Here is a 21,189-nt window from a genome sequence, read left to right as displayed (position 1 = left end):
TTAGTTTTTTAATAGTTGTTGTGTACTTGTAGTACCGTTTGAACTTACCTTAAGGAGATAAGCTCCAGTAGCTAAATGAGAGATATTAATTTGATCTGTATTTTCAGGACTCATTAATAATCTAACGTTTAGGTCATAAATCTCTACTTTTTCTATGGCATTTATACTTAATAATTTGATAAAATCTGTAGTAGGATTGGGATAGATGGAAAAACCTTGTGTAGCAAGATCATCAAAAGTGGACAGCACATTATCACTATAAACATATACACCATCTTGAGTACTTAAGGTGCTAAAACCACCGCTATAGCCAGTATCTTTATCGAGAAAAGCAACATCAATGTGCTGGTCTGTACTCACATTAGTCCATGTAGTTCCATTATCTGTAGAATAAGAAGTTCCTGCAAATGCCGTATTTCCACCAGTGCTCACAACGCGATTTGAACCTGGAACGTATGCGATTGCACCACCATAAGGAAATCCTGTTCCTGAAACGTTCACGACATTCCAAGTAGTTCCTGCGTCTTGAGTAATAAATAAATTACCCGAATTATCTTGAATCAAACCTTTACTAGGAGTACTGAAGGAAATATCACCACTCAAATTAGTTCCTCCAAAATCACTCAACGGCGACTGAAAAACAGACCAATTCACGCCTTTATCTGCGCTGTGATATACTCTTCCTGTGCTGGTCGTGAACCAGATGTTATCGTTTAAATGTGTGTACTGCGCTAGATAGCCTACTTCGTTTGTGGCAGGTGCAGGAATGTTTGCGCTGGGCATTCTTGTATAACTCGTTCCACCGTTTGTGGTGACATAAATTTCCCAAAATCCTCCTGCAGGATCACCTATGGCAACACCATCAGTGGCGTTAAAAAAGTGAATCACGTTTGCAAAACTGCTGGTACTATTAAAAGCTGCTCCAGTTTGACGTGTCCATGTGGCTCCAGTATCTGTGGTTTGCCACACGCCACCTTGCTGTCCAGCAGCAGTAGGATGTACGGCTACATAAGCCGTTGAGGCGTTTACTCCAGAGATATTTGAAATTCCCAGTGTTGTGTTTCCTACATCTATAGTTCCAGCGGTCCATGTGGCACCAGCATCGCTCGTGGTTGTAAATCGCTGTACGTTTACATTAGGATTTGTTCCATCATAACCAGTTGCCCAGGCTACGTTATCATCTACGATATGAATTTTAGAAAGTCCAGTGGTAGTGAGAGGAAAACCTGAGGCATTCTCAGTCCAGAACTGTGCTTGAGTGCTCGCCGTTATGAAAAGAAATAAAGTAAGTAAACGTAAAACCATAAGAAAACCGCTTTTAATAAACGTAAAGTTAGTTAAAAGCGGTTAGTTAGTAATTGTACTAAAATTATAGTTTTAGCTACAGAATTTAAATCTTAGTAAATACTATGTCTTGATTTAAAGGAAAGGTAGATGGAGTATTACCATTTGGACAATTATCACCATTATCAAAATTTTCATTTTTTCTTGCATGAAAAGTCATCGATGTATGGCTTATTGAGCCAGGAGTCCGGTTAAGTTTATAATAAATCTGCTCTACAATACCGCAATTACTTTCCTCTATAAAAATGTTTTGTAATACGCCTGTATGATCTATAAAATCAAATGTAATAAGGTGAACAGAATCATCTGCTAGAGCCAAAGTAGATTTAATAATATTTCCATTAGCATCTTTGATTTCAAACCTTGTGACAATTTGATCAATAAGTAATCCGTCTGGATAACTATAGGTGTTTTCAGAGATTACAAGCTTAATGGAATTACCATTCACTTGTGATTGCCACTCACCAAGATATGGATGAAATACACCATTTACATCTTTAGTTGCTGTAATATTCTCAGGTATATCAATACTGGCTATGACATAATTACTATATTCCTCTATGCTCATAACTTGACAAAATGAGAATTGAGAAATAAATAAGAAAATTAAGATTGTTTTATTCATTATGACATAACTTAATTTTTCATTTTGAAATAATGAAAAACCGCTTTTAATAAACGTAAAGTTAGTTAAAAGCGGTTAGTTCATGAGATTAAACTTACCTAATGCGTGAAGTAAAAATTACCCAACTAAATCATGCGCTATCAAATACTCTGCAATTTGCACCGCATTTGTAGCCGCACCTTTACGTAAGTTGTCTGACACAATCCACATGTTTAAAGCGTTTTCACGAGAGTGATCTCTTCTTATACGACCTACAAAAACATCATCTTTTCCATGAGCCATAAGCGGCATAGGGTAGAGGTTGACATCTACGTTATCTTGAACGGTAATTCCATCAGTACTTGCCAGTATCCTACGGATATCATTGACGTCAAATTCATTTGCAAACTCAAGGTTTACAGATTCTGAGTGACCACCTACTACGGGAATGCGTACTGCTGTTGCGGTAACGGCAATCGTGCGGTCGTCGAGGATTTTTTGAGTTTCTCTTATAAGTTTGAGTTCCTCTTTAGTGTATCCGTTTTCTTCAAAAACATCACAATGCGGAATGGCGTTTTTGTGTATTTGGTACGGATATGCCATTTCGCCTTTTACACCATTATATTCATTTTCTAATTGTTCTACGGCTTTTACACCAGTTCCAGTTATGGACTGATAGGTAGAAACAATCAATCTTTTAATACCGTATTTTTTATGCAATGGAGCAAGAGCCAGAACCATTTGAATAGTGGAGCAATTAGGATTTGCGATGATTTTATCTTCACGAGATAAAGAACTCGCATTAATTTCTGGAACGACCAGTTTCTTATCTGCATCCATACGGAATGCACTGGAATTATCAATAACAGTAGTTCCTACGGCAGCAAATTGTGGAGCGAATTCTAAACTCACAGAACCACCTGCCGAAAATAGAGCAATATCAGGGCGCATTTCAATAGCTTGTTTCATGCTTACTACCTTAAACTGTTTACCCTTGAAAGTGATTTCAGTTCCTACAGATTTCTCTGAGGCAACAGGAATAAGAGTGGAAACATTAAGGTTGCGTTCTGCTAGAACTTGCAACATGACCTGGCCTACCATACCGGTAACGCCTACTACTGCTATTTTCATAGATTTGGTTTTAAACACGTAAAAGTATATTCTTAATTTGAGAAGTCTCCTAAATTTTTCAAAAAGCCGCAAATAAAAAAGCCGCTCTAAATAAATAGAACGGCTTTAAAAAGCTAGTTAAGATAAATAGCTTAATTATTTTTGCAATTTGATGGCGTCACGGATCTCAGCAAGAAGTTCTTCTTGAGTAGGTCCTGCTGGAGCAGCTTCTACAACTGGCTCAGGCTTTCTAGCTTTATTATAAGCTTTAACAATCATGAAAAGAACAAAACCTACAATGATTAAGTTAATGATTGTGTTTACCCATGCACCATACATGATTGCATTTTCAGGAACTGCAACAGTTCCGTCAGCAGCCATTTGAGCTTCACTAAGCACTACTTTCATGTCTTCAAAGCTCATTCCACCAGCGAAATGTCCTATGATAGGCATCATTATTAATTTTACAAATCCATTTACTACTAGACCTACAGCACCTGCAAGTATAACAGCGATGGCAAGATCGATGACGTTACCCGTCATGATGAAATTCTTAAATTCTTTTAACATGGTATTTATGTGTTATGGTTAATTAGGTCGCAAGTTATAAATAGTCGCCCAATTATGTTAAAAAAATCTAAACAAATTTAACATAAGGCAATAAAACAACGATAAGCGGATTTATATCTACGATGAAAGCCTTAATCTATATAAACGCGAGGTACTCTTTTTTGAATTCCTGTAAGAATCTCGTAGGAAATCGTTCCAGCTCTTTCGGCCATTTCACTTGCGGTGTGTTCTTGATTAAAGATAACAACCTCATCTCCTGGTTGACATTCTATATGAGTGACATCTACCATAAACATATCCATACATATTACACCTAAGGTAGGAGCGAGTTTTCCATTGATAAGTACACTTGCTTTACCTTTTCCATAAATGCGGTTGATTCCATCACCATGACCTAGTGCTATGACGGCATATTTAGTTTTTTGTGAAGCGGTAAATTGAAAGTTGTAACTCACGGTTTCTCCAGCCTCAATCCAGCGCGTTTGTGAAATCACAGATTTTAAACTTCCTATAGGTTTTAATTCTTTATCAAATCTAGAGTCGTTTCCATAACCATAAAGACCTATCCCAGATCTTGCCATTGTAAAATGAGCCTTTTTAAAGTTTAGAATTCCGCTAGTGTTGGATTCATGCGTTAAAAAAGGATATGATAGTGCTGCCTCAAACTGCTCGATAAGTTTCTCAAAAGTGGCAATTTGCGATTCTGTAAAAGCTCTTTCTTTAAGATCTTCACTGGCAGCGAGATGCGATTGCAATCCACGCATTTTTATGCAAGGATTAGCATTTAGTTTTGAAATGACTTGATCTAGGTCTTCTATATCGATCCCTAAACGGTTCATTCCAGTATTGAATTCTATGTGGATGGGATAGGATTGTTGTTGTTTCGCTTTCGCGAAAGCGATAAAAGCATCCAGCATTTCCATACTATAAATCACTGGTTCTAGACATCGCTCTATGCAATTTTCAAGCATGAATTGCTGTGGATGAAGAACTAGAATAGGTTTAATGATTCCGTTATCTCTAAGTTCAACAGCCTCGGCAGTGTAAGCAACGGCAAAGTAATCTACGTTTAATTCTTGTAATTTTTGAGCGATAGGAACAGCGCCATGGCCATAAGCATTTGCTTTAACGACCGCCATAAATTTTACCGCTGGCTGGAGCTTGCTTTTCAAGTAATGAAAGTTGTGTTCAAGCGCGTCAAGGTTTACTTCAAGTCTAGTTCCTTGTAATGGCATTAAGATTCCTTTTTTTGGGAAAGTTGTTCAGCTTCTTTAACGTCTAGTTTGTTAACTTTCTGTTCCAGCATCGCTTTATAGTAAGCACCACGACTGAGTGGTTCATATTCTTGTTGTTCACCTAGCATCACCACGTTTTCATTACTGGTTTTACGGTAACTGAATTGGGCTAGGTTACCAGTTCTGGTGCACACGGCATGGACTTTAGTCACATACTCTGCGGTTGCCATAAGTGCCGGCATGGGACCAAATGGATTTCCTTTAAAATCCATATCTAGTCCAGCGACGATGACTCTTATACCGCGATTAGCAAGATCATTACACACGGTAACAATCTCATCATCAAAGAATTGCGCCTCATCTATTCCTACGACTTGACAATCTGCTGCGAGCAGTGGAATATTTGCGGCGGCAGGAACTGGTGTGCTCTGGATTTCATTTGAATCGTGAGAAACGACCTTTTCCTCATCATATCGCACATCTATAGCAGGTTTAAAAATCTCTACTTTTTGCTGTGCAAACTGGGCTCTTTTTAAACGTCTTATCAATTCTTCAGTCTTTCCTGAGAACATAGAACCGCAAATCACTTCGATCCAGCCGAATTGCTCTTTATGATTTACCGTGTTTTCTAGAAACATTTTGTAATTTACAGCGTTTAAAATGGAGTCTGCGTTTCTCGCAAAATCAGACTCAAAAATACAATAAAACCAGCGGCATATTAAAGCATTATGAAAAAGAAAATAGTAGCAGATCTTACCAGCCTAGCACACCGTATTCTACAAATGAAGAATAAGGAAGATATCCACGAGTTACAGTCAGCAGCAAAGGAACTCTATGAAAAGCTGACTATTCTTTCTTTTACTGAGAAGCATTTTGGCGATGTACAACCTACCGCAGGAACTGCTGAGGTTCAAGAGAAAATAGAAGAAGCCTTTACCGCAGCACAAGAAGATGTAGAAAGCATGACTCAAGAAGTAGAACAGGCTATGGAAGAAGCAAAATCTACTGCCGAAGAAACTTTTAACAATCCAGATCTGAGTGAACTTTTTGTCCCTGCAGACGAGGACATGAGAGAAGAAATAGAATTACCTGGAATCTCTACAATACATAAAATGGTAGATGAATTTCCAGAGGAAGAAATAGAAATAGACTTTCCTAAACCTACCTATGAGAAAAACGACATGGAAGAACTCACAGCTGGTTATGAAAATCTTCCAGAGTTTGAACGCAAAGTGAATGATCAATCTGAAAAACCTAAGTCTCTTAACGACCGCATGAAATCAGGATTGAAAATAGGAATGAATGATCGACTAGGTTTTATCAAGCATTTATTTAATGGAAGCGATCAGGATTACAACCGCGTGTTATCACAATTAAATACGATGGAAACTAAGATTACGGCTCAGAACTTTATCTTCACCATGGTAAAACCAGACTATAATGACTGGGAAGGAAAAGAAGCTTATGAAGAGCGATTCATGCAAATCATTGAGTCTCGATTTGAATAAATAATATGAAATATCTTTATTGGGTTGCCACCGGTTTACTTTGTGCATTAATGCTATGGTCAGCAAGTATGTACTTAATGCAATATGAAACGGTCACCGGTTTTTTTGAAACCTTTGGGTTTCCTACATGGATTATTTATCCGTTAGCTTTTCTAAAAATTGCTGGAGTTGCGATGATTTTATGGCGTGGCAATCGCTGGTTAACAGAATGGGCTTATGCAGGCTTTTTCTTTGATATGATTCTAGCTTTGGGCGCACATTTAGACGCCATGGATGGTGGATATATTTTTACCATAGCAGGAATAGTACTTTTATTCATTTCTTACTTTACAGGCAATAAAGTAAGGAAATGGAAGGTTTAGAATACGTTTACACTTAAGCGTGCTCAACACATTAACTCTCATAATCACATCTTATATATGACATTATTTCAATCAAGAATACAAGAAGTCCAAGGCTTTTTTAACAGTAAAGATGTCGTACTAGGCTATCGTAAATTAATGGATTGCGCCATGGATACTCAAGACATGAGTATTTATAATCAAGTGATTGCACTGACGGACTGGAAAGAAAATCATCCCGAAGATGTGGATGGACTCGTTGAAAAATCGCAGTCTATTATAGAGCAATTGAAAGGAAAAGTCGTGGAAGAAAATAACACGGCAAACGCTGTTATAGACGCTATTGAAATTACCAAAAGCTATAATAATAACGGTTTCAAACTAGGACCAGTTTCTTTATCTATTAAGAAAGGAAACGTTTATGGACTTGTAGGAGAAAATGGAAACGGAAAAACAACCTTACTTAGAATCCTTGCCAAAGAGCTGGATCCATCTCAAGGAACTATTAATTATCTCTTTGATAATACTATAAAGGATGATTACAAACTACGCACCCAACTTATTTATATACCGCAGCGCACAGCAACCTGGTATGGAAGCTTAAAGGATAATTTAAAATTTGTACTATCTAGCTATGGAATTGCGCCAGAGGAAAATGAGACTCGAGTGCTTATGATGATTGCCCGATTAGGTTTGTGGAAATACAAGCATTTAAAATGGAGTGAACTCTCTTCTGGATATAAAATGCGATTTGAACTCGCTAGAACCTTATTAAGGCAACCAGAATTATTATTACTAGATGAACCACTTGCAAACCTGGATGTGCTGGCACAACAAGTAATTCTAGAGGATTTAAAATCTATATGTAGTTCTGTAAATAATCCGATTGCTTTGATATTGAGCTCACAACAGCTTTATGAGGTTGAAAAAGTGTCTGACAAAGTTATTTTTCTTAAAAATGGTAAATACACAGATAATAGTGAAGACCTTATAGATGAGTCACGTCAACTTATCATAGAAATAGATACTACCGCAACCCGAGAAGAATTGATGAATGTCTTTGCCGCGGTAAACATGGAGAAACTCATATTTAATGGTGGTGTTTTTATGGCTTATTTTGATTCAAATGTTGAATTCTATGAAGTCATGACCGCACTGGGAAATCATAAAATTCCAGTCACTTATTTACGTAATATATCTACATCCACTCGTCGTTTCTTCATCTCATAATAACAGCATCACATGAATAATTTTATACATAAAACCAATCAATATTTACTGGAGCGCTTTCCTATTATATGGAATACAAAACTTCTATGGATGCTAGCTGCTGCAGCAGCATTACACATACTTTTCTTTTTCTATGGATTTTTATCCATGGCAAATCCAGTTTCACTTCAAGAATATAATGCCGAAGATGTTTTCTTCACCAAAGGTGGAATATTTATCTCCATCATCACGTCAGTTTTAATGATTGTGTACTGGCTCATCATGATGTTCAAGAATAACGCATTCAAGAGTTTTTATCCTACGAGAGCTTGGGATCTGGTAAAGCAATTTGGCGCTTATTTACTTATCATATTTGTATCGATAAGTTTTGTTTTTTCATTTCAAACAGGACTTAAAACATATATCAATCAGACCTATGATGAGGCACGTTTTGAACAAGATATAGAAACAGCAAATAGAGCCGCTTTATTCTTCTCTCATAATATCTTTGAATACAATCTAAATAATAAAAAGTATCCACTGGAATTTCAAGAGCTGTATTGTGAAACCGCAGAATTTTTTATAGATGAAAACAAACCACATGTAAAGTCCAGTTTTGATAATCTGTATCAATATTATTCTCTTAAAACAATCACACGAGATATCAACTCAGAATATATAGATTCTATATATGACGCGAGTGTTTATAATGAGTCTGCAGGAAAAGATTTAAAAAGGTATTATTTTAAAGATGAAGTAGTTGATGTAAGAGGAATTATTGAAACAGCTCAACCTAGTTATTATCATTTCTCTAAGGTGTATTACCAGCGAGGTGCGAGCAGTTACAATTCTTATAATACTTATGTTGAAGGTTATAATGATTATGGTTATGGCAAGGATAAACCTCAAATATCTGATCTACAAGCGAGGCTGGTTCAAGAGAATCATGATCTTTTAAATAGAAACGATCCACAGGAAATAAAAGCTTTACTAACTGCATTTTTAAAGCTAACCAAGGAATATAAAATTAAAAATAATATAACCGTAGATGAGTGGTTCCGTGCGGTGTATCATCCTGGAAATTTTCAGGTAAAAGCACTTATTAATTCAAGAAATACTGACTTGCGTTATGATAGACTGTATGACGAGAATGATGAACTCACTCCTTTACAAGTCTATGCCGAAGATATAAATTCAGATTTCTTTATCAATACTGAGAATTTGGAAACCTCTTTTGGTAATATTCAAGACATTAAAGAAAGTGAATATCTAGAGGTGGGAATTCATGTGATTTTATGGATTTCTTTCTTTATCGCTTTATTGATTTTTGCGTTTAGGTTGACTAGTATTAAGTCTGTCTTATTTACAATTATTGCTGCAGGTTTGTTAGGAATTATCATCGCAGTGATTGCAGTATTTGCATATATGAGTGCTGGCAGCTACTCAAACAATGAATACTTTGTGATGTATCTCACGCTGTTCATAGGAACTATGATATTGCTAGGAACCATTCTATGGATGCCTCAAATGAGCAAACTAGTAAGCTCCATATTCTTGAATCTTACCATGATAGGTTTATTACCTTATATACTATTAATATTAGGAATCATTACCTCACACCAGCAAGATGCTTGTAGAATACGTTACTCAGATTATATGGAACGCAAAGAGAACTGTTTTATACTCTTGGACAGCTTAGGAGCTTACTGGAGTCTAGTTTTTATGGTGTTTGCGTTTTTTACTATTTGGTGGATTTCTAAAAAAGCGCTGGAATGGAAATCACTACCTGAAGGATAGTTCAACTAGAGAATTTTGAGAATGTGAAGAGTTGTTTTGATCACGCTTCCGCGAAAGCGTGATTTTAATAATTAATATAAACCCAACTCACTCTCGCAGGACTGCCATCCTTGAGATCCAGATGCCAGAAATAAGTGCCAACTGGCAGTAATTCACTGCTGTTGTGTAATATACCGCGATTAGGAATTCCATTCCAGTCGTTATGATAACCGGTCGCTTCATAAACGATCGAGCCATGACGATTGAAAATTTTGAGCTCGCTGTCAGGATATAACTCGATACATTCTATTTCAAAAGTGTCGTTAACACCATCATTATTGGGTGAAAAACCTTCAGGGATTTTAAGGCAATCGGGTCTTGTAAAAGCTTGTGAGCTGTTGTTTTCTAGGTTGACATCATCTAGCGCATTGCCGCTGTAAACGTTCACTATATTTATAAAATCACCAGGAAGATTAAAGCTAACCGTGATTTCTAGAGAAGCACTGTCGCCTGGATTCATATCGCCTAGCAGCCATAAACCGCTAGAATTATCAAATGTTCCTGCAGTCTCGGTATGTGAAATATAATTATAGCCACTAGGCAAAAATTCTTCCACAACCACGTCTGTAGCAATAGCAGTTCCTAAATTTTCTACGATAATCGTAAAAGTAACGCTGCCATTCACATCAGGATTGAATTCATTAACAGTTTTAATTATGTTCAAATCAAGAATAGGCAGCACTTCAAGAGTTGCAAAAGCTGTAGAAACATCTATATTATTGAGATTTGTAAAGTTTTGGAAATCGTTAACGTAAAAACCAGGAACACTACTGGTCACCTCTACAGAGAAACTTATTTCTTGTGTTCCTGCGGGAAAACTCAAGTTCTGAATTCCTATAGTATTAGAGCCTATGGTGTCTATAAAAGCACCGCTGGCACCATTTTGATTCACCCATGTTGCATTTCCAGTAAGTGTGATTTCTGGTGGTAGATTATCAGTAAAACTGATGTTGCTTTGTGCAGGAAGACCTACAGAATTTGTAAGTGTAAAGGTTAATATAGAAGTTTCTCCGGTATTGATTATGGATGGTTCAAAGCTTTTGGCAGTTTGAGTGGTAAGTACAAAAAGGCTCGATGTAGAGATATTTGAGTCAGGAGTGTTTTCTCCTTGCTGTGTAAAGTCGGGTTGAGCTTCAGCTCTGTTTTCAAAACTACCACCATAAGTAGGTGATGTAATAGGAATGCGCACCTGAATGGTAGCGCCCGATTCCATAAAGGGAATAATTGCATCAGTCTGATTTCCAGTTACATTAAATGATGAAATACAGGTAGCATTTCCAGTAATGAGCGTACAAGTAGGCGATCCAGTAATCGTAAAATCGGGATGCATTAAATCTGTAAATGTGATATTACTAGCGTCCACACTTATGTTAGAATTTGTAATATCGATGACCCATTCCAGTGGAGCATTTATAGGAGCTGACGTGACTGATGGGTAGGTTTGAACCACAAGATCTACACATGGAACCATAGGTGTTGCAACGCTAGCACTCGCACTGGCTATAGTAGCAAGACTTGAATCTAAGGCTTGCAATCCTAGATCATCTTGAACATTTACGACCATTACAGAACATTCTGGTTTCCAGTTCACCACTTTTTCATAAGTTATAGAACTGCTTGCAGGCATGATAAAATTATCTGTATCTAGAATTTCCCAAAAGGTGTCTCCTGCGACATTTACAACTCCTATATTTTCATTAAGAACAGTAGGGCAGGTTGCTCCACCGGTCGTTCCTGTACAAATTATAGATTGTAAAATTCCTGTTCCAGTAGAAAATTGTCGATCTCTAAACTTCACGTGATGAGGAATAGTATCTAGATTACTCATCACTATTTCATAAGTAATATCACCATAAGGATAAGGTCCAGCGCCAGGTGCTGGTATGGTTTGAATTTCAGTTAATGTTATAATAGGATCGTTAGGAATATCTACACATGGAGTTACAGGTAAACCTACTATTGCAGCGCCGTTAAAATCGTTTGTTAAATCACAATCTATAAGAGCTGGATCATTTTCAAAAACAATACCGCGCATACTACAAACTGGAGCAACTCCACCTGTTGTGCATTCTGGCGGTATAAACCTAACCGTGGTTCTTACTGTAGCACTTGAGTTTGCTGGAAATACAAAGTCATCTGTGAGCCATCTAAAATCTGGAGCGATAACAATATTTATATCAGAACAGTTGAGAGTTCCTGTTGTTCCCGTGCAGGTTGCGGTTAATACTTCAACTCCAGTATTTAAATTACTTGTATTAATAAGGTAAGCACCACCTATAATATCTAGCGGTCCATTATTAGTAAATGTAAAATCATATGTAACGATATCTGTCCAAGCATTTAATGTCCCTGCAATAGGACTTACCTTAGTAACTTGAGAAGTTAAATCAGTACATGGACATGGCGTGTTGAGTAATGCAGTTGTGCTTATAGAATTATTTTCTAGGAAATTTGTGTTATTTATATAAGTGTCAATGATCACTGAGTTCCCTATTATCAATGGTACGTTAGGATTCCTGCGGCTACAATCACCTTCTTCTACTTTATAAGTTGCTCTTAAAGTAAAAGAAGCACCAGCTGGGAAAACGACTACTTGACTGTGATTATAGTATTCAAACTGACCCGTAAGATTCTCTGCAATCATAGGGTTAGTAGCAACAAGAGTTGGGCAGTTCATTCCGTTACTATTGATACAACTAAAATTTTCTAAAGTCACTAACGTGCTTCCTGCGCTATTTACATTGCGAGCAGCGATTGAAAAATTCTGTAACGGGTACTCGATTCCAGAATTGTTAGTAATAGTTATCTCATAAGTTACAGAATCACCCCAACTAGCAAGACTTCCATTACCAGCAGGTATAATTTGCGTTTGAGAAATTTGAAAATCTATAGGCCGCTCTGTCATGATTATACTAATCACAGAGGAGTTTGTAGAAAGATTAGTGTCTGTAGTTCCAGCTGGAGGATTTACTACCGCTGTAGCGGTTGCTCCACCTAGAAAAATAGGCGATGCACGCACCGTTACTAAAATTTCAAAACTTGAAGAATTAGGCATGTTAGGTAAAATACCCGAAACTGTATTTGAAACGATGTTAATGGTTGATGGTGACACTGCACCACCTAGATTATTTTGAGCGACAGCACTTTCTATGTTATTGACAGAACTGAGCGATAGGTTGAAATCAGCATTTACAACTGGTGCACCAGTGTTACTTATAGTAATTAAATAACTGTATCGTTCATAAAAGTGAGCTTGTGAAATAGGGCTTCCTGCAAAATCCTGTGCCTCTACAGTAATGGCAAGATCTGTAGTCTGGCCATAACAGGTAGTTATGGAGATAAAAAACAGGAGGAGAGAAACTAAAAACTTCATAAGACTATTTAGTGCTATAAAGATAAGATGACTTTTCTTACCATTGGTTGCGTACCATTTTAATAAATCATTATGCTTAATTTTACTCTTGAAAAATACTCTGGATGAGTAAGGGTTTTATTTTCACGCTTTCGCGAAAGCGTAAACTCATAAACAATTGTATTCTAAATAATTAAATATCATTTATGAAACTTTATCTAGTGCCTACACCTATAGGGAATCTAGCCGATATGACTTATCGTGCCGTGAATATACTAAATGAAGTGGACCTTATTCTAGCAGAAGATACCAGAACAAGCGGTAAATTATTACAGCATTATGAGATAAAAACACCGATGTTATCCTATCATATGCACAATGAACATAAAATTGTGGATCATGTGGTGAATCGCATTAAAGCAGGAGAAACTATGGCGTTAATAACAGACGCTGGATCTCCAGGAATAAGCGATCCAGGATTTCTCATCACTCGTAAGATGATAGAAAATGGACTTGAGGTTATTGCGCTGCCAGGTGCAACCGCATTTGTTCCTGCGCTGGTTGTTAGTGGTTTACCATGTGATAAATTTGTGTTTGAAGGCTTTTTACCTGTAAAAAAAGGTCGTCAAAAAAGACTAGAATTTCTCAAAGATGAAAAGAGAACGATTGTTTTCTATGAATCACCGCATAAACTATTAAAGACACTAGGGGATTTTAAGAATCATTACGGAGCAGATTGTCAAATTTCTATTTCAAGAGAAATCACTAAAATGTTTGAAGAACATTATAGAGGAACTGTGGAAGACGCGATCACCTTTTTTGAGGTTAAGAAACCTAAAGGTGAGTTTGTTGTAAGTTTATCATTACAATAATAAATCAACTCATATCTATTGGGCGTTTAAAGAAGTATTTAATCTAAAAAATCTTTAACATTTCATTTAGATTTCAATAAAGTCTTATTTTCCAATGTTAATTCATTGAATTCTTTTTAACCTAAATAAACTTTTATGAAACTTAAATTACTCTTGTTGGGTGCTTTTGCAATGCTTTTAAGTATTTGCGGTAGTGCTCAAACTACAACAATTATTGGAACGGGAACTTCTCCTGGAACTACTGGATCAAATGGATCACCTATATATAGGTCAACTGCGGGAAGTAGTTTTGATTATTCTCAAAGCGTCCTATTATATACTTTTGCTGATTTAAGCGCAGCTGGAATCTATAACGGAGCTGTTATTTCTTCTATAGGATTTAATAAGACTAACGCTTTTGGTGTAGCACCTGGTGAAGCAGGAAGTATGACTATAGGAATGAATAACTCTGGTAGTAATAGTTTAGATACTTCAGACACATTTGCAACTCTTACAACTGGTTTTACAAATGTTTATACTAGCGCAGCAGTAGACGAAACAATTATTTCAGCTACTCCAGGATATGTGGTATTCACATTAGATACTCCATTTACTTATACAGGTGGATCTATTGAAATAGGACTGGATTGGGACATAAGTGTTTCAACTGGAAATCCTACAACTGGTGGATTTGCATTTGCATATGACACGGTTACAGATGTTCAAGGACGAGGAACAAGTGCAGGATCTCCTATTACTGGAAATTTAACAACAGGAAACACAAGACTTTATCAAGCACAAATGATTTATACAGGTGGTACAGCGCCAACTTGTTTACCTTCTACTAATTTAGGAGCTGTTTCAACAACTTTTGATACTGCTGACCTTTCATGGACAACAGGTGGAAGTGGTGAAACGCTTTGGGATGTTGAATTAGGTGCTGAAGGATTTACTCCTACAGGAACTCCTACTGATCCTGGAGTTACTAACCCATATACTGCGACTTCTTTAACTGCAAATACTGGATATGATTTCTATGTACGTGCAGACTGTGGTGGTGGTGACTATAGTGCATGGGCTGGACCATTTAACTTTAGAACATTATGTGTTGCAGTAACTGATTTTAATGAAAATTTTGATGCAGTTTCTACACCAGATTTACCATCATGTTGGACTTCATTTAATACTACACCAGTAGGAACTACTGCTGCAGTTGTACAAACGAGCACAGCTGGAGATAGCTCTGCACCTAATGGAGTAAGAATGTATAGCGGTAGTTTAACAGGGAATATAGGTAGTGGTACTACTGATGAAGGAGAGAATATGTTAATATCTCCACAATTGAGTAACCTTGCTGCAGGAACCTATAGAATTAGATTTTCTGCCGATGCTGGTACTACAACTAGTACTCTAGAAGTAGGTACAATGGCAGATCAAACAGATCCTTCAACATTTACTTCTTTAGGAACTTTTTCTCCTACTACAACTCATGCTGAGTATATTCAAAATTTTGATACTTATTCAGGAACAGATCAGTTCATCGCCTTCAGACACGTGTTTGCAGGAACTTTTGATACTATGTATTTAGATGATATTGTATGGGAAGCGATTCCTTCTTGTTCTAACCCAACAGCTTTTGCAGCATCTGCTATATCAGATACGGCGGTTTCTCTTACGTGGTCTAATAATGCAAGTGCAGCTGCGTCAAGTATTCTTTACGGTCCTACTGGTTTTGATCCATTAACAGCGGGAACAACTGTCCCTGGTGGAGCAGATAGTGCTACTGTAACTGGATTAACGGCTGAAACAGCATATGATTTTTATGTTACACAAGATTGTACTGCGACAGGAGATGGATTATCTCCTCAAATTGGTCCTGCAAGCGCAACTACTCTTTGTGCTGCGTTAGTTCCAGATACGATTGAGACTTTTGATACATTCGTGCCTAACTGTTGGGAAGAAGCTTCTACTGGAGACCTAACTACTGGACCTATGACTTTAGGCTCTGGAGATTGGGGCGTTGAAGAATTTGCTCACGCTAGTACTTCTGGTGGTGGAGCTGTTAACGTGAACTTATTTAACGCAAATACTTCAGACTGGGTTCTTTCACCTTTATATGACCTGTCAGCTGGTGGATATGAGCTTAATGTGGACGTAGCAGTTACTGCTTATAATTCGACAGCAGCCTCTGCAATGGGTTCTGATGATCAGGTTCTTTTACTATATACAGAAGATGGAACGACTTGGAATATTTTAGAAACTTGGGATGTTACAAACACACCATCAGCTACTGGAGACACTTATAATAATCCATTAACTGGATTAACTAGTGCTACTACTCAATTTGCTTTATATGCCACTGAAGGAACGGTAGATGATCCTGAAGATCTAGATTTCCACATGGATAATTTCCAAGTAAGAACTCCACCTACGTGTCCAGACACTGCAAATCTAACATTAGTTAGCAGTACTGATGTTGAAGCAACAATTAACTTTGATAGTGGTAATGCAACAAGTGCTGGTAACTATGAGTACTCATTAACAACTGTTGCAGGAACTGCACCAGCAGTTACAGGAGCATGGACTGATGTTGCAGGAGCAAACCCTAATGTAACTTATACTATTACGGGATTAACTGCAGAGACAGAATACTTTGTACACGTAAGAGAAGTATGTGCAGTAGGTGATGAAAGTGCATGGACATTTGTTCCATTAAACTTTACTACGGCATGTGCAGCAATTGCAGCACCATATACTGATGATCTTGAAGGATTTACTCCTACGACTAGTTTTACATTAGAAAACTGTTGGTCAGAAGTTAGTCCTGGTGGATTTGCTTGGGATCTTGATGGTAGTGGTGGAACTGGTTCTACAAATACGGGACCTTCAGGAGCTAATAGTGGAACAAACTTCTTCTTTACTGAGGCTTCTGGTTCTGCATTCGGTGATACAGCAATTTTACAATCTCCAGCTGTTGATTTAAGCGCACTGACCGTACCTTCATTAATATTCCAATCACATCTTTACGGTGGATCTATTGGAACTTTTGATATTTTAGTAAGCGCCAATGGTGGTGCATTTACAAGTGTATATTCTATTGTAGGTCAACAACAAGCAGCAAGTGCAGATGCTTGGTCAGAAAACATTATTGATTTATCTGCCTATGCAGGTCAAACGATTGTAGTACGATTTTCTCACACTACTGCAGATAATGCAAATGGAAGTTTTAATTATGATGCTGATGTTGCTATTGATGATATTAGTTTTACTGAATTACCAGTTTGTAACGACGTTTCTGCTGTAATGGTTGATTCTGTTACTTCTGACTCTGCAACTGTAAGCTGGACTGAAAACAGTCTTCCACCTGCTACTGCATGGGAAGTTGTTGCAGTACCAACTGGAGATCCAGCACCAGCTGTTGGAACATCAAACGCAACTGTTAATCCATATACGATAACAGCACTTACACCTGAAACTACATATGATATTTATGTAAGAGCAGATTGTAGTACGACATTTGTAGGACCTATATCTGCAACTACAGATTGTGCCGTGATTGTGCCAAATGCAATAGAGACCTTTGATACGTTTGTTCCTAATTGTTGGGAAGAAGCTTCAACTGGAGATCTAACTACTGGACCTATGACTTTGGGCTCAGGAGATTGGGGTGCTGAGGAATTTGCTCATGCTACTACCTCTGGAGGTGGAGCTGTAAATGTGAATTTATATAATTTAGGAACATCTGATTGGGTGCTTTCACCACTTTATGATTTATCTGCTGGTGGTTATGAACTTAATGTTGATGTAGCAGTAACTGCTTACAATTCTACTGCAGCAATAGCTATGGGTTCTGATGATCAAGTAATATTACTCTATACAGAAGATGGAACTACCTGGAATACACTAGTGACTTGGGATGCTTCAAACACACCTTCGGCTACTGGGGAAACTTATAATAACCCATTAACAGGTTTAACAGGTGCTACGACTCAATTTGCATTTTATGCAACTGAAGGAACTGTAGATGATGCTGAGGATCTTGACTTCCACATGGATAACTTCCAAGTGAGAACTCCACCAACATGTCCAGATACGTCTAACCTTACTGTAGTAGGTACTACAGATGTAGATGCTACCATTAACTTCGATAGTGGTAATCCAACTAGTGCTGGTAACTATGAATATTCATTAACAACAGTTGCAGGAACAGCTCCTGCAGTTAGTGGAGCTTGGACAGATGTTGCAGGAGCAACACCTAATGTAACATACACAATTACTGGTCTAACCGCTCAAACTGAATATTTTGTTCACGTAAGAGAAGTATGTGCTGTAGGTGATGAAAGTGCATGGAGCATTACTCCAGTGAACTTTACAACTGCATGTGCTCCAATTGCAGCGCCGTATGCCGAAGATTTTGAATTGTTTACGACGTCAACAGCTGCTTTTACTATTGAAAACTGTTGGTCTGGAACTGGTGGATCTTATTATTGGGAATCTGCTCCAGGGACTGATACAGGTTCAGGAGGAACAGGACCAGCGCCATCGATTACTACTGGGAATTATTTCTATACTGAAGCATCATCAGGTAGTGCAGGAGATACAACAGATTTAGTATCACCTTTAGTAGACTTAACAGCCTTAACGGCTCCTTCTTTAGCTTTTAACTATCATATGTTTGGTGGGCAAATAGGAACGTTAGATGTATTAGTAAACGGTACTACTAACGTATGGACATTAAGTGGACAGCAACAAGCTTCAGATGTTACTCCTTGGGAGCTTGCAACTGTAGATTTAACAGCATATGCAGGTCAAACGATATCAGTAACATTTAGAGCAACTAGTGCCGGAACATTTGAAGGAGATATCGCCATTGATAATGTAAACTTTGATGAATTACCTTCTTGTGTTGATGTGACTGGTATAACTGTAGATTCAACAACTTCAGATTCTGTAACAATAAGTTGGACAGAAAACAATGTACCTGCTGCAACGGCTTGGGAAGTTATAGCGGTACCTGCTGGAGACCCAGCACCAACTGCTGGAACTACTAATGCTACTGCAAATCCATTCACTATTGGTTCTTTAATGGCTAATACATCTTATGATGTTTACGTTAGAACAGATTGTAACACGACTGCTTTTGCTGGACCTGTTTCATTCACTACAGATTGTTCTGCCGTAACGATGTTCCCAGCTGCGACAGACTTTACTAACAACGTACCTAACGCTTGTTGGAGTGAAGCTGGAGATGGAGAAATTGCAACAGGACCTACAGGAGTTGGAGCATCAGAGTGGAAAGATGGTCGTGCATATACTAATGGTATAGGTACAGTAGTTCCTAGTAACGTAATGAATCTATATAGACAAGGAGATCGTGAGTGGTTAATTTCTGAAACTTATGACCTATCTAGTTTAACTACTAAGATTTTAACTATAGAAGTGGCTGTTACGGACTATACTTTTAGTGGAACATCTACTGCTGCAGATACAGGTGTAATGGGATCTGATGATACAGTAGATCTTCTAGTCACTACAGATAATGGAGTGACTTGGACGTCGCTTGACACATGGAATGCTGCAAACCAACCAGCTGTAATAGGAGATAGTTATTTTTATGACTTAGCGGCTTATACTGGTACGGTACAGTTTGCTTTCTTAGCAAGTGACGGTGCTGTAGATGACCTTGAGGATTTTGATTTCCACGTTAGTAGATTTGTTGTAGATGCTACGGCAGGTAACAATGACGCTGTGTTAGAAAATACAGTTTCACTTTACCCTAATCCAGTATCTGGAGACACGATGACTATTAACTTAGGAAATGTGCCTGTAAGTGATGCTTCAATTATGATCTATAATACTTTAGGTCAAGAAGTGATGTACAGAAACTTTAATAATGTATCAAATAGTACTCTTGTGGTGGACAACTTAAGTTCACTTACCACTGGAGTTTATTTAGTTCATATTTCAAACGGTTCATCAACTACGGTGAAACGTTTTATAAAGCAATAGTATAATATCTATTCAATTAAAAAGGAGCTCAATTTGAGCTCCTTTTTTGTTTTATACGCTTTCGCGAAAGCGAGATAAATTAACATACTACTTCTTAAAAGTCAACTTTTCTGAACGTCCTTTTTTAAAAATCTTGTTACTGTTATACTGCCCAGCTCTCAATTGTTTTTGTTCTTCAATAGGTAATTGAATGATTTCTCGACATTCTGTACTGCAGCAGTTTTCCATCTTTTCTTTGCAGCTATCACATTGAATGAATAAAAGATGACAAGCCTCATTTGCACAATTAGTATGCAGGTCAAAAGCAGTACCACATTGGTGACAGTTTGCGATCACCTCATCACTTATTTTCTCAGCAAGCCTGTGGTCAAATACAAAGTTCTTTCCTTTAAACTTGTTCTCAAGACCTTGCTCAGTCACTTGTCTATGGTATTCTATAATTCCACCTTCTAGCTGGTACACATCTTTAAAACCTTTGTGCTTGTAATAAGCACTAGCTTTCTCACAACGTATTCCACCGGTGCAATACATGACTAGTTTTTTATCTTCTTTATGGTCTTTAAGTTTATCTTCTATGTAGTCGAGACTATCTCTAAAGGTATCCACGTCTGGAGTCCAGGCGTTTTGAAAATGACCTATTTCAGATTCGTAATGATTACGCATATCTACGAGTACAGTATCTGGATCTGCTATTAGTTCATTAAATGCGATGGCATCTACGTGAATTCCTTTATTAGTTACATCAAAGGTGTTATCATTCAAACCATCTGCAACAATCTTGTTGCGCACCTTTACTTTGAGTTTGAGGAAACTCTCATTATCCTGTTCTCTAGCGATATTAAGACGTACATTTTCTAGAAAATCTATACCATCTACAAAAGCCTTGAACTCTTCAAATCGATCTCCAGGAACTGAGAGTTGCGCATTAATCCCTTCATGAGCGACATAAATTCTTCCCAGCACATCCATGGGATGCCAGTGCAAGAATAAGTGGTCTCTAAATAATTGTGGATTACCGATCTGGTGGTACTGATAGAAAGATATGGTTAACCGCTCTTTTCCAGCGGCACGTATGAGTTCTCTTCTTTCTTCAGCACTTAATTTGTTATACAGTTGCATGCTATAAACATTTTATGTGTTGAGGCGGCAAATATAATTGTTTTATTTAAAGCTGTTTAGCTTAAATCTTGTCATTGCAAGTTATCGATATAATCTGTTTT

The 21,189-nt window shown here is 37.5% G+C and carries 14 protein-coding genes; 6 read left to right on the top strand and 8 right to left on the bottom strand.

Annotation, left to right across the window (positions count from 1 at the left end; genetic code table 11):
- The 6 genes from ACSHWW_RS04925 to ACSHWW_RS04900 form a co-directional block, all read right to left on the bottom strand.
- Complete coding sequence (locus tag ACSHWW_RS04925) at window positions 1-1,305, bottom strand: T9SS type A sorting domain-containing protein (protein ID WP_435681302.1); 1,305 nt, start codon at window positions 1,303-1,305, stop codon at window positions 1-3.
- An 85-nt stretch (window positions 1,306-1,390) separates the two neighbouring features.
- Window positions 1,391-1,969, bottom strand: coding sequence for a hypothetical protein (locus tag ACSHWW_RS04920; RefSeq protein ID WP_435681301.1), 579 nt, complete (start codon window positions 1,967-1,969; stop codon window positions 1,391-1,393).
- Window positions 1,970-2,086: 117 nt separating this feature from the next.
- Window positions 2,087-3,079 carry an aspartate-semialdehyde dehydrogenase gene (locus ACSHWW_RS04915; protein WP_435681300.1) on the bottom strand — a complete coding sequence of 331 codons (993 nt, stop codon included), beginning with the start codon at window positions 3,077-3,079 and terminating at the stop codon, window positions 2,087-2,089.
- A 135-nt stretch (window positions 3,080-3,214) separates the two neighbouring features.
- Window positions 3,215-3,628, bottom strand: coding sequence for a large conductance mechanosensitive channel protein MscL (mscL, locus tag ACSHWW_RS04910; RefSeq protein WP_435681299.1), 414 nt, complete (start codon window positions 3,626-3,628; stop codon window positions 3,215-3,217).
- Window positions 3,629-3,759: 131 nt separating this feature from the next.
- Window positions 3,760-4,863, bottom strand: a complete 1,104-nt coding sequence (gene alr, locus ACSHWW_RS04905) for an alanine racemase (RefSeq protein ID WP_435681298.1) — start codon at window positions 4,861-4,863, stop codon at window positions 3,760-3,762.
- Entirely contained in the window at window positions 4,863-5,501 is a 639-nt protein-coding gene (locus tag ACSHWW_RS04900; protein ID WP_435681297.1) for a thymidine kinase, read from the bottom strand. Before ACSHWW_RS04900 ends, alr begins: the two co-directional genes overlap by 1 nt.
- Before the next feature lie 90 nt (window positions 5,502-5,591).
- Between ACSHWW_RS04900 and ACSHWW_RS04895 the strand changes: the two genes are divergently transcribed.
- From ACSHWW_RS04895 to ACSHWW_RS04880, 4 genes are read left to right on the top strand one after another with little or no spacing between them, the layout of a single operon-like run.
- Window positions 5,592-6,371 carry a hypothetical protein gene (locus ACSHWW_RS04895; RefSeq protein ID WP_435681296.1) on the top strand — a complete coding sequence of 260 codons (780 nt, stop codon included), beginning with the start codon at window positions 5,592-5,594 and terminating at the stop codon, window positions 6,369-6,371.
- A gap of 5 nt (window positions 6,372-6,376) precedes the next feature.
- Window positions 6,377-6,733 (top strand): DoxX family protein, encoded by a 357-nt coding sequence (locus tag ACSHWW_RS04890; RefSeq protein WP_435681295.1) that lies wholly within the window; start codon window positions 6,377-6,379, stop codon window positions 6,731-6,733.
- Between the two features lie 57 nt (window positions 6,734-6,790).
- Window positions 6,791-7,942, top strand: a complete 1,152-nt coding sequence (locus ACSHWW_RS04885) for an ABC transporter ATP-binding protein (protein ID WP_435681294.1) — start codon at window positions 6,791-6,793, stop codon at window positions 7,940-7,942.
- 12 nt (window positions 7,943-7,954) lie between these two features.
- Window positions 7,955-9,718, top strand: a complete 1,764-nt coding sequence (locus ACSHWW_RS04880) for a hypothetical protein (protein WP_435681293.1) — start codon at window positions 7,955-7,957, stop codon at window positions 9,716-9,718.
- 64 nt (window positions 9,719-9,782) lie between these two features.
- On the opposite strand, the gene ACSHWW_RS04875 is transcribed toward ACSHWW_RS04880, so the two are convergent.
- Window positions 9,783-13,130: a gliding motility-associated C-terminal domain-containing protein gene (locus ACSHWW_RS04875; RefSeq protein ID WP_435681292.1), complete on the bottom strand. Its 3,348-nt coding sequence runs from the start codon at window positions 13,128-13,130 to the stop codon at window positions 9,783-9,785.
- 185 nt (window positions 13,131-13,315) lie between these two features.
- Between ACSHWW_RS04875 and rsmI the strand changes: the two genes are divergently transcribed.
- Together rsmI and ACSHWW_RS04865 are read left to right on the top strand one after the other, a co-directional pair.
- Window positions 13,316-13,981 (top strand): 16S rRNA (cytidine(1402)-2'-O)-methyltransferase, encoded by a 666-nt coding sequence (gene rsmI / locus ACSHWW_RS04870; protein ID WP_435681291.1) that lies wholly within the window; start codon window positions 13,316-13,318, stop codon window positions 13,979-13,981.
- A gap of 135 nt (window positions 13,982-14,116) precedes the next feature.
- The gene (locus ACSHWW_RS04865) at window positions 14,117-19,969 is read left to right on the top strand and encodes a choice-of-anchor J domain-containing protein (RefSeq protein ID WP_435681290.1); all 5,853 of its coding nucleotides are present in this window, start codon (window positions 14,117-14,119) and stop codon (window positions 19,967-19,969) included.
- Window positions 19,970-20,056: 87 nt separating this feature from the next.
- On the opposite strand, the gene ACSHWW_RS04860 is transcribed toward ACSHWW_RS04865, so the two are convergent.
- Window positions 20,057-21,088 (bottom strand): rhodanese-related sulfurtransferase, encoded by a 1,032-nt coding sequence (locus tag ACSHWW_RS04860; protein ID WP_435681289.1) that lies wholly within the window; start codon window positions 21,086-21,088, stop codon window positions 20,057-20,059.
- Window positions 21,089-21,189 lie beyond the last annotated feature (101 nt).

The organism is Nonlabens sp., from assembly GCF_051251825.1.
Classification (GTDB): domain Bacteria; phylum Bacteroidota; class Bacteroidia; order Flavobacteriales; family Flavobacteriaceae; genus Nonlabens.
The sequence above is the reverse complement of the archived record's forward strand: the minus strand, read 5'-3'. Positions and strand labels throughout refer to the sequence as shown.

Excerpts from the sequence above, each read along its gene's own strand:
- ACSHWW_RS04865 (WP_435681290.1), top strand. The coding sequence starts at position 14,117 with ATGAAACTTAAATTACTCTTGTTGGGTGCTTTTGCAATGCTTTTAAGT.
- ACSHWW_RS04890 (WP_435681295.1), top strand. The coding sequence starts at position 6,377 with ATGAAATATCTTTATTGGGTTGCCACCGGTTTACTTTGTGCATTAATG.
- ACSHWW_RS04900 (WP_435681297.1), bottom strand. The coding sequence starts at position 5,501 with ATGTTTCTAGAAAACACGGTAAATCATAAAGAGCAATTCGGCTGGATC.
- ACSHWW_RS04915 (WP_435681300.1), bottom strand. The coding sequence starts at position 3,079 with ATGAAAATAGCAGTAGTAGGCGTTACCGGTATGGTAGGCCAGGTCATG.
- mscL (WP_435681299.1), bottom strand. The coding sequence starts at position 3,628 with ATGTTAAAAGAATTTAAGAATTTCATCATGACGGGTAACGTCATCGAT.
- ACSHWW_RS04860 (WP_435681289.1), bottom strand. The coding sequence starts at position 21,088 with ATGCAACTGTATAACAAATTAAGTGCTGAAGAAAGAAGAGAACTCATA.
- ACSHWW_RS04895 (WP_435681296.1), top strand. The coding sequence starts at position 5,592 with ATGAAAAAGAAAATAGTAGCAGATCTTACCAGCCTAGCACACCGTATT.
- ACSHWW_RS04880 (WP_435681293.1), top strand. The coding sequence starts at position 7,955 with ATGAATAATTTTATACATAAAACCAATCAATATTTACTGGAGCGCTTT.
- rsmI (WP_435681291.1), top strand. The coding sequence starts at position 13,316 with ATGAAACTTTATCTAGTGCCTACACCTATAGGGAATCTAGCCGATATG.
- ACSHWW_RS04875 (WP_435681292.1), bottom strand. The coding sequence starts at position 13,130 with ATGAAGTTTTTAGTTTCTCTCCTCCTGTTTTTTATCTCCATAACTACC.
- ACSHWW_RS04925 (WP_435681302.1), bottom strand. The coding sequence starts at position 1,305 with ATGGTTTTACGTTTACTTACTTTATTTCTTTTCATAACGGCGAGCACT.
- alr (WP_435681298.1), bottom strand. The coding sequence starts at position 4,863 with ATGCCATTACAAGGAACTAGACTTGAAGTAAACCTTGACGCGCTTGAA.
- ACSHWW_RS04885 (WP_435681294.1), top strand. The coding sequence starts at position 6,791 with ATGACATTATTTCAATCAAGAATACAAGAAGTCCAAGGCTTTTTTAAC.
- ACSHWW_RS04920 (WP_435681301.1), bottom strand. The coding sequence starts at position 1,969 with ATGAATAAAACAATCTTAATTTTCTTATTTATTTCTCAATTCTCATTT.